Source organism: Vibrio sp. R12-SG2-ISO1 (assembly GCF_059834045.1).
On record NZ_JCBDGO010000029.1, the window covers coordinates 109,482 to 118,197 of the forward strand.

8 protein-coding genes are annotated in these 8,716 nt (G+C 49.6%); 6 read left to right on the top strand and 2 right to left on the bottom strand.

The window, feature by feature from the left end; translation table 11 throughout:
• Window positions 1–42: 42 nt before the first annotated feature.
• The 5 genes from fis (at window position 43) to purD (ending at window position 6,493) form a co-directional block, all read left to right on the top strand.
• Window positions 43–339: a DNA-binding transcriptional regulator Fis gene (gene fis, locus AC6R10_RS18555; protein WP_000462885.1), complete on the top strand. Its 297-nt coding sequence runs from the start codon at window positions 43–45 to the stop codon at window positions 337–339.
• A gap of 154 nt (window positions 340–493) precedes the next feature.
• Window positions 494–1,954, top strand: coding sequence for an HD-GYP domain-containing protein (locus AC6R10_RS18560; protein WP_500673145.1), 1,461 nt, complete (start codon window positions 494–496; stop codon window positions 1,952–1,954).
• A gap of 293 nt (window positions 1,955–2,247) precedes the next feature.
• Window positions 2,248–3,234, top strand: a complete 987-nt coding sequence (locus AC6R10_RS18565; protein ID WP_500673146.1) for a sensor domain-containing diguanylate cyclase — start codon at window positions 2,248–2,250, stop codon at window positions 3,232–3,234.
• 194 nt (window positions 3,235–3,428) lie between these two features.
• Complete coding sequence (purH, locus tag AC6R10_RS18570) at window positions 3,429–5,021, top strand: bifunctional phosphoribosylaminoimidazolecarboxamide formyltransferase/IMP cyclohydrolase (RefSeq protein WP_500673147.1); 1,593 nt, start codon at window positions 3,429–3,431, stop codon at window positions 5,019–5,021.
• A gap of 182 nt (window positions 5,022–5,203) precedes the next feature.
• Window positions 5,204–6,493, top strand: coding sequence for a phosphoribosylamine--glycine ligase (gene purD, locus AC6R10_RS18575; protein ID WP_334554735.1), 1,290 nt, complete (start codon window positions 5,204–5,206; stop codon window positions 6,491–6,493).
• A gap of 165 nt (window positions 6,494–6,658) precedes the next feature.
• Here the strand turns inward: purD and AC6R10_RS18580 are convergent, their stop codons facing one another.
• Both AC6R10_RS18580 and hupA read right to left on the bottom strand, forming a co-directional pair.
• Complete coding sequence (locus AC6R10_RS18580; protein ID WP_500673148.1) at window positions 6,659–7,363, bottom strand: DUF1481 domain-containing protein; 705 nt, start codon at window positions 7,361–7,363, stop codon at window positions 6,659–6,661.
• 221 nt (window positions 7,364–7,584) lie between these two features.
• Window positions 7,585–7,857 carry a nucleoid-associated protein HU-alpha gene (gene hupA, locus AC6R10_RS18585; RefSeq protein ID WP_100754166.1) on the bottom strand — a complete coding sequence of 91 codons (273 nt, stop codon included), beginning with the start codon at window positions 7,855–7,857 and terminating at the stop codon, window positions 7,585–7,587.
• 293 nt (window positions 7,858–8,150) lie between these two features.
• Between hupA and AC6R10_RS18590 the strand changes: the two genes are divergently transcribed.
• A partial coding sequence (locus tag AC6R10_RS18590; RefSeq protein ID WP_500673149.1) for a CNNM domain-containing protein occupies window positions 8,151–8,716 on the top strand: 566 nt, incomplete at its 3' end.

The following is an 8,716-nucleotide window of genomic DNA, read 5'->3' on the forward strand; positions in this document are numbered from 1 at the left end:
GTTTAACGTTGCATCATAATTAAGAGAAGAGCTAGACCGAATATGTTCGAACAAAATCTGACTTCAGAAGCATTAACAGTAACTACAGTAACGTCGCAAGACCAGATTACTCAAAAGCCTTTACGTGACTCTGTTAAAGCATCTCTTAAAAACTACTTGGCACAACTGAACGGCCAAGAAGTCACAGAACTCTACGAATTAGTTCTAGCTGAAGTAGAACAGCCACTACTAGACACCATCATGCAGTACACTCGCGGTAACCAAACGCGCGCAGCAACCATGATGGGTATCAACCGCGGTACTCTTCGCAAGAAACTGAAAAAGTACGGCATGAACTAATCTACAAGCCTTAACTTATTGATATAAAAGCAGCTACCCCTCAGGGATAGCTGCTTTTTTGCATTTATGCGCCCTCATATGCCCCCCAAATCTCGCCCTGAATCTCATGCCGTGATATGTTCGATTTTCACATTGCTTGCTGAAGTTTGTAAAAATGCTAATAAAAACCTTTCAAGATCGCCTGGCTCTACAGTACTACTTGATTGCCGCCATTATTTTTGGTTTTTATGGCGGCTTAATCTGCCCTATGCTCGACACCTTGCCGCTAAGCGTGATAATGCTGCACTCAGTAAGTGTTTTTCTGCTTACTTTCACGATTCGACAAACGTTGATCTTTCAGCGACGGGGCAGTGTTAATCTAACCAAGCTCGACTCGGGCTTGCTATTCGCTGTCAGCCTTCCTTTTGCTCTATTTTATAACCTTCTCTATGACTTCACTCTTGATAGCAACCTCAAGGTCATCTTTGGCTTAACGTTATTTGGCTTTTTTAGTGGCGCGCTCCTTGAATTATCTAAACAGCTTACTGCGCTGAGTAATGAAGAAAACACCTCACGTTTATCCGCTAATAATGTGACGAAAAGCGCCAGTTTTAAGCACCAAATCTTGTTTGTTATGTTGCTGCTGACAGTACTCACGGTATCGCTTTCTAGCGTGGCGATAAAAGACATCTTTTGGCTCGAACATAACCCAGAGTTTGTGCAAGATGGATCGGGAAAGATAAGCGTAATCAAAGAATTGATTTTTGTTTCCGTGATTCTGGGGGGATATGCGCTGGCTATTGTTCGCTCTTCAGGGAAGCTCACTTCACGTAAACTTGAGATTCAACAGCAAGCTCTTGAAAGAGTAGCGGGTGGTCAAATTCATTCCCGAGTCCCAGTTATTGGCAATGATGAACTGAGCGTAATTGCTACGTATGCCAATAGCATGCTAGACAAACTGGAAGAGGGTCAAAACGAGTTAAAGCTGACGCGAGATGTTGCTATCACCAGTTTATCCTCCCTTGCTGAGTCTCGGGATAATGAAACTGGCGCACATATTATTCGTACACAAAACTACGTTAAAGCATTGGCTGAGTATCTGAGCCACTCTCCTTCTTGGGCAAGCACTTTGACTCCTGACTATATTGATCTCCTTCATAAATCAGCACCACTGCATGATGTCGGTAAAGTCGGTATTCCCGACAGCATCTTACTGAAGCCGGGTAAACTGACAGATGAAGAGTTTGATATAATGAAAAACCATCCACAAATTGGCGCGGATGCTCTCTCAGCTGCAGAACAGCAACTGGGCTCTAACTCGTTTTTGGTTGTTGCGAAAGAAATTGCTTTGACCCATCACGAGAAGTGGGATGGGAGTGGATATCCGAATCGACTAGTGGGTGAGGAAATTCCACTTTCTGGCCGATTGATGGCGGTTGCTGATGTCTATGATGCACTGATCTCTAAGCGTGTTTATAAACCTGCTTTCTCTCACCAAAAAGCAAGGGAGATTATTGTTGAAGGATCAGGAACGCACTTTGACCCACTAGTGGTTGATGCATTTATTGCCATTGAAACGCAGTTTGAACACATCGCAGCTTCCCATACAGACTCACAGGGATTAAAAGCGATCTGAGTGTGAGTCATTTCTGTGTTGATGGCATTAAAGTCACACCCTTACTCTCGAAGAAAGAAACCTGCGTCTGTGTCTCAACGCCCTCAGCAATCAAATCGCATCGAAATGGGCGAGAGCATTTGAGCTCAATTTGCACGCGCGTTGTGATACTGAGCGAAAAGTCAGTAATTCAAATCACTAATTAGATTGACAATTTAGCAACAACTTAGACCCGAAGTGTGACCTAGAGCGATTACACTGGCTGTCTCATCCGTTAAAATAACGTTTTTGCTCAATTATCAGGAAGATAGATCATGCCAACAGACAGCCGAGAAGAGTGGCTGAGCTATGTGCTAAGCTCGTTGCCTGATCACGTCTTTATTCTCGATGAGCAAGGTCACTATACCGACAGCTTTGGCGGCGCGCACTTTGCCGCAGGGTTTGATGTCGAGCGCTATACGGGCCTCCACCTTAGCGACGTTTTGGTCGCCAACAAAGCCAATCAACTGCTCAGCTACTTAGAAGAAGTGTTTGAGCACAAACGCGACAAAGTGGTCAAATACGCCATCGCCCCGACCGACTTACTGATGATGCCGATTGATAGCATTGAGTCGATGGGTGCAGAGAGCGAAAACTGGTTTGAAGCGATCCTGCGCTACGTGCCGCAAAGCAGCGCCCATGGCCCGCGCGTAATTTGGTCAGTGCGCGACGTCACCCGTACGCACCTGCTAGAGCAAGAGCTAAAAACCTTATCTGAGACCGATGAGCTGACGGAAATTCTCAATCGCCGCGCGTTTTTCTCTGGCCTCGATAGCGCCTTGCGCCGAGCTCAAAAGCAGCAAGTCCCGCTCGCTTGTCTGATGATAGACATTGACCACTTCAAAGAAATTAACGACCAAGTCGGTCATTTATCTGGCGATGAGGTGATCAAGCACGTCGCGCAGATCTGTAAACAGGTGGTGCGAGGCAGCGATTATCTTGGCCGTCTCGGCGGTGAAGAGTTCGGTGTCGTGCTCAGCCACACCAACGCGATCGATGCCTACGACGTCGCAGAGCGTATCCGTGAATCGATCGCAACGACGGAATGCCAAGTGGACGGCCACGCCATCCATCCTACCGTCAGTATTGGCATTGCCGAGGTCAATCCCTCCATCGCCTCAAGCAAAGACCTGCTAATCCAAGCCGATAAAGCGATGTACTACTCCAAACAAACCGGCCGCAACCAAGTCACCCTCTACCACGATGGTCTCCCTGACATGAAAGCCGGCGCAACCAACGCCAAAATCCTCTACGCCTCCTAACTGTCTCCTCCCTCTAGGAACTAGGAACTAGGCACTCCCCCTCTAGTAACGATAAATTTGAATTTTTTTGCGATGCCAAACGATTGCGCGAGCTTTTTGGCGCTAACTTGGTTAGAATACGCGCCATAAATTACCCCTGACTATTGTTAATCGTTCATTTGATTGAACTTCGTGAATTTGAGGAAGATGGAAGCATGACTAACGCTCGTCCTATTCGCCGCGCTCTGTTAAGCGTTTCAGACAAAACCGGTATCGTTGAGTTTGCCCAAGCACTCGCTGACCGTGGTGTTGATATTCTATCGACTGGTGGTACGGCTCGCCTATTGGCAGAGCAAGGTATCGCGGTCACTGAAGTGTCTGACTACACCGGTTTCCCAGAAATGATGGATGGCCGCGTTAAGACGCTCCACCCGAAAGTTCACGGTGGCGTACTGGGTCGTCGTGGTCAAGATGACGACGTGATGGCGACGCACGGCATCAACCCAATCGATATGGTGGTGGTGAACCTCTACCCGTTTGCACAAACGGTTGCCAGAGAAGGCTGCACACTCGAAGACGCAGTGGAAAACATCGATATCGGTGGTCCAACCATGGTTCGCTCTGCGGCGAAAAACCACAAAGACGTGACCATCGTTGTCAACGCGCACGACTACGACCGCGTCATCGCGGAAATGGACGCGAACGAGACATCTCTCACTCTAGAGACGCGTTTCGACCTCGCTATCGCAGCCTTCGAGCACACCGCAGCTTACGACGGTATGATCGCGAACTACTTTGGTACTATGGTGCCTTCGTACGGTGACAATAAAGAGGGGGACGAAGAGTCCAAATTCCCTCGCACCTTCAATCAGCAGTTCATCAAAAAGCAAGACATGCGTTACGGCGAAAACAGCCACCAAGCGGCGGCGTTTTATGTGGAAGCCAACCCAGAAGAAGCGTCTGTGTCTACTGCGCGCCAAATCCAAGGTAAAGCGCTCTCTTACAACAACATCGCGGACACTGACGCCGCGCTTGAATGTGTGAAAGAGTTTGATGCGCCAGCGTGTGTGATCGTTAAGCACGCGAACCCATGTGGTGTTGCGCTGGGCGACAACATCCTAGACGCTTACGACCGTGCATTCAAAACAGACCCAACCTCTGCGTTTGGCGGCATTATCGCCTTCAACCGTGAGCTCGATGCAAAAACGGCAACGGCGATCACTGAACGTCAATTTGTTGAGGTGATCATCGCGCCTTCTGTGTCCGCAGAAGCGATCGACATCGTGGCCGCGAAGAAGAACGTTCGTCTGCTTGAGTGTGGCGAGTGGACAACTAAGACCACAGGCTTTGACCTGAAACGCGTTAACGGTGGCTTGCTTGTTCAAGACCGTGACCAAGGTATGGTCGATGCGTCTGACCTGAAAGTGGTCTCTAAGCGTCAACCCACAGAAGAAGAGCTGAAAGACGCACTATTCTGCTGGAAAGTGGCGAAATACGTGAAATCGAACGCGATTGTTTACTCTAAAGGCGACATGACTGTTGGTGTAGGCGCTGGCCAAATGAGCCGTGTTTACTCGGCGAAAATCGCTGGCATCAAAGCCGCAGACGAAGGTCTACAGGTTGAAGGCTGCGTCATGGCCTCTGATGCCTTCTTCCCATTCCGCGACGGTATCGATGCGGCAGCAGAAGCGGGTATCAAGTGTGTGATTCAACCAGGTGGCTCAATGCGTGATGACGAAGTGATCGCTGCGGCCGATGAGCATGGTATGGCGATGATTTTCACAGGCATGCGCCACTTCCGTCACTAAGATTGAGTGCCTAGTTCCTAGAAGTCAGTTTCTAGAAGTCAGTTCCTAGTCCCTAGAGGGACATCTAGGCACTAGGAACTAGGAACTAGGCACTAGAAACTAGAAACTAGAAACTAGAAACTAGAAACTAGAAACTAGAAACTAGAAACTAGGAACTATCGCCTAAATTTAAGGATTTTCATATGAACGTATTGATTATTGGTGCGGGCGGTCGTGAGCACGCACTGGGCTGGAAAGCCGCGCAAAACCCTAAAGTAGAGACGGTTTTCGTTGCACCGGGTAATGCGGGTACGGCGCTTGAGCCAAAACTGGAAAACGTCAACATCGGCGTGGAAGATATCGAAGCGCTCGTGGCATTTGCCAAAGAGAAAGCGATTGAGTTGACGATTGTTGGCCCTGAAGCGCCGCTTGTTATCGGTGTGGTGGATGCCTTCCGCGCAGCGGGTCTGCCTATCTTTGGCCCAACAGAAGCGGCGGCTCAGCTTGAAGGCTCTAAAGCATTCACGAAGGACTTCCTCGCGCGTCACGCTATTCCAACGGGCGCCTACGCGAACTTCACTGACATCGAGCCTGCGCTTGCTTACGTACGTGAACAAGGCGCACCAATTGTGGTTAAGGCTGACGGCCTAGCGGCAGGTAAAGGTGTGATTGTTGCGATGACACTGGAAGAAGCGGAAGACGCCATCAAAGACATGCTCGCAGGCAACGCGTTTGGCGAAGCAGGCAGCCGCGTGGTGATCGAAGAGTTCCTTGACGGTGAAGAAGCGAGCTTTATCGTGATGGTCGATGGCGAGAACGTACTGCCAATGGCCACCAGCCAAGACCACAAACGTGTTGGCGATAAAGATACCGGCCCGAACACCGGCGGTATGGGCGCCTACTCACCAGCGCCAGTGGTCACCCCTGAGATCCACAACCGCATTATGGATGAAGTCATTTACCCAACCGTGCGCGGCATGGCAGCAGAAGGTCACCCATACACAGGTTTCCTTTACGCAGGTCTGATGATCGATAGCGACGGCACGCCAAAAGTGATCGAGTACAACTGCCGCTTTGGTGACCCAGAAACGCAACCTATCATGATGCGTATGGAATCTGACTTGGTTGAGCTTTGCCTAGCGGCCATCGACAAGAAGCTGGATCAAGTAGAATCAAAATGGGACCCACGTGCGTCTATCGGTATTGTTCTCGCAGCGGGCGGTTACCCAGGTGATTACAACAAAGGCGATGTGATTTCTGGCCTACCGACCAGCGAAGTAGAAGGCGAGAAAGTATTCCACGCCGGCACCACAGAGAAAGACGGCAACGTCACCACCAACGGCGGCCGCGTTCTGTGCGCGACAGCCCTTGGCAACACCGTCTCTGAAGCGCAAGCACGCGCTTACCAACTGGCCAAACAGATCAGCTGGGATGGCATGTTCCACCGCAACGACATCGGCTACCGCGCCATCGCTCGTGAGCAAGAAAAGTAATCCCTAGCTATTCTCTAAGCCCCATGATCACAAAAGGCACGCCCCGCGTGCCTTTTCTCTCTTTCTTTCCCTTACCCATCACCCATTACCCATTACCTACCACCCATTGCCCATCACCCTCTAGGCACTAGCCACTAGGAACTAGGCACTAGGAACTTCTTCCCCCTACTCCACCAACACCGTCCGCTGTAGACAATCATGGCTGTCTTCCGCCAACATCAGCAACTCTTCGACCACTACACGATTGCCGCGAGTCGAGCCTAGAAACGCCACATAGCTATCAATCGATGCCAAACGGCTCACCACAAACGACGGCAGTGTCTGGTTGAACTCAATCTCGGTGTAACTGCGCCCTTCACAGCTTTCAAACTCACTGCCATCCCAGTAGCCTTGGACGAGCTCAATCCCTTGCTTCGCTTGCTGCTTGGTTTTTACACCGATATTGCGCGCCTCTTGCTGTAACTGTTCCATCATGGACGCGCGCAGCGGGAACACCTTGCCGTCCATCCGGTATTGCTGATAAATCGCCTCACCGTTTTTATTGAAGCGAGCGTGAATACGATACGGCACGAGTTCTTGCTCATTACTCTGCTGCAGGCTCAGTTGCTCACCTTCTCGAATCAACTCACGCAGCTCACCTTCATCCCAACGGTAATCGGTTTTATACCAGCCATACTCCCCGGCCGTAATGTAATCGGCCGCCGTAAACGGGCTTGAGAGGTATTCGGTATACCAAAACAGACTGGTGGTGTCCCCCATCACCGAGCCGCCAGAATACTCGGAAAACTGGTCAAGATTAGGGGTAGAGACCGTTGACGAGCAGCCAACCATCAATGAAGACAACAAGAGAGGAAGAATGAGCTTTTTCATAATAAGACTTTCATATCAAGAAACCAACGCAGGAAAAGACACGCCAGAAAAAATACCGGACATAAAAAACGCCAAGGTATCGATACCTTGGCGTAGTGTAACCCATTTTGTTTCATTGCCTAATGACATTTGACAACATAAACCCTGTCGCTGAGTGCTCGGATTTACGTCATTGATTCAATATCGTGCTTAGGAAGGCAATAGAAGATGAAACAAGTCGATTACTTTACAGAATCTTTCAGAGCTTTACCTGCAACGAAAGCTGGCACGTTAGCTGCTGCGATTTGGATCTCAGCACCTGTTTTAGGGTTACGGCCAGTGCGCGCTGCACGGTGATTTACTTTGAATGTACCAAAACCAATTAGTTGAACCTGGTCACCCTCTTTAAGTGCGTCAGTCACACCGTCAAGAGTTGCTTCAAGAGCAGCTTTAGCTTGCGCTTTAGATAGGTCTGCTTTCTCTGCGATAAAGTCGATTAATTGGGTCTTGTTCATTAGGTTTCCCTTCTCATAGGTTATCGAATTCAACTCACTCTAAAACATAAATGCCCCATCTGGCAAAGGTTTGTCGGCGATCTTTGACTTTCATGGCGTACTTTTAGCCATAATATGAGCTTCAACTCACAATTTGTTACTTTCACACTGTGATCGGATGCTTGTTTTTTCAGTGAATTAGCCGTATTTATAGCCTCAGAATGGGATTCGCCGTCGGTTATCACTGGCGTCAATACCATGCTACGCTACCTGAATGCGTTCAATTTTCGGGTTGTTTTTGCTATAGGAACTCTATGTTACTGCTCATTATTTACGTCTCTGTTGCGATTGGCGTATCGTTTATTTGCTCCGTGTTAGAAGCGGTGCTGCTCAGCATCAGCCCAAGTTACATTGCCCAGCTTCGCCAGCAAGGTCACCCTGCGGCAAGCAAACTGGCGACCTTAAAACAGGACATCGACCGCCCATTGGCATCGATTCTTACCCTCAATACCATCGCCCACACTATTGGTGCGGCCAGTGCAGGCGCTCAGGCGGCGGTGGTGTTTGGCAGTCAGTGGTTGGGCGTGTTCTCTGGCGTACTGACGCTTGGCATTTTGGTGCTGTCTGAGATTGTGCCGAAAACCCTAGGCGCGACCTACTGGCGTCAGCTCGCGCCTGCTTCAGCCATTGCTTTGCGTTGGATGGTGTGGGCCCTAACGCCGTTCGTGTGGTTTTCAGAGCAAATCACCAAGCGCCTAGCCAGCGGTCATCAAGCGCCGAAAATGCGCGATGAGCTCTCCGCGATGGCGATCTTAGCCCGTGAAAGCGGTGAGTTTGCCGAAGGTGAGTCAAAGATACTCACCAACTTGCTCGGCATTCA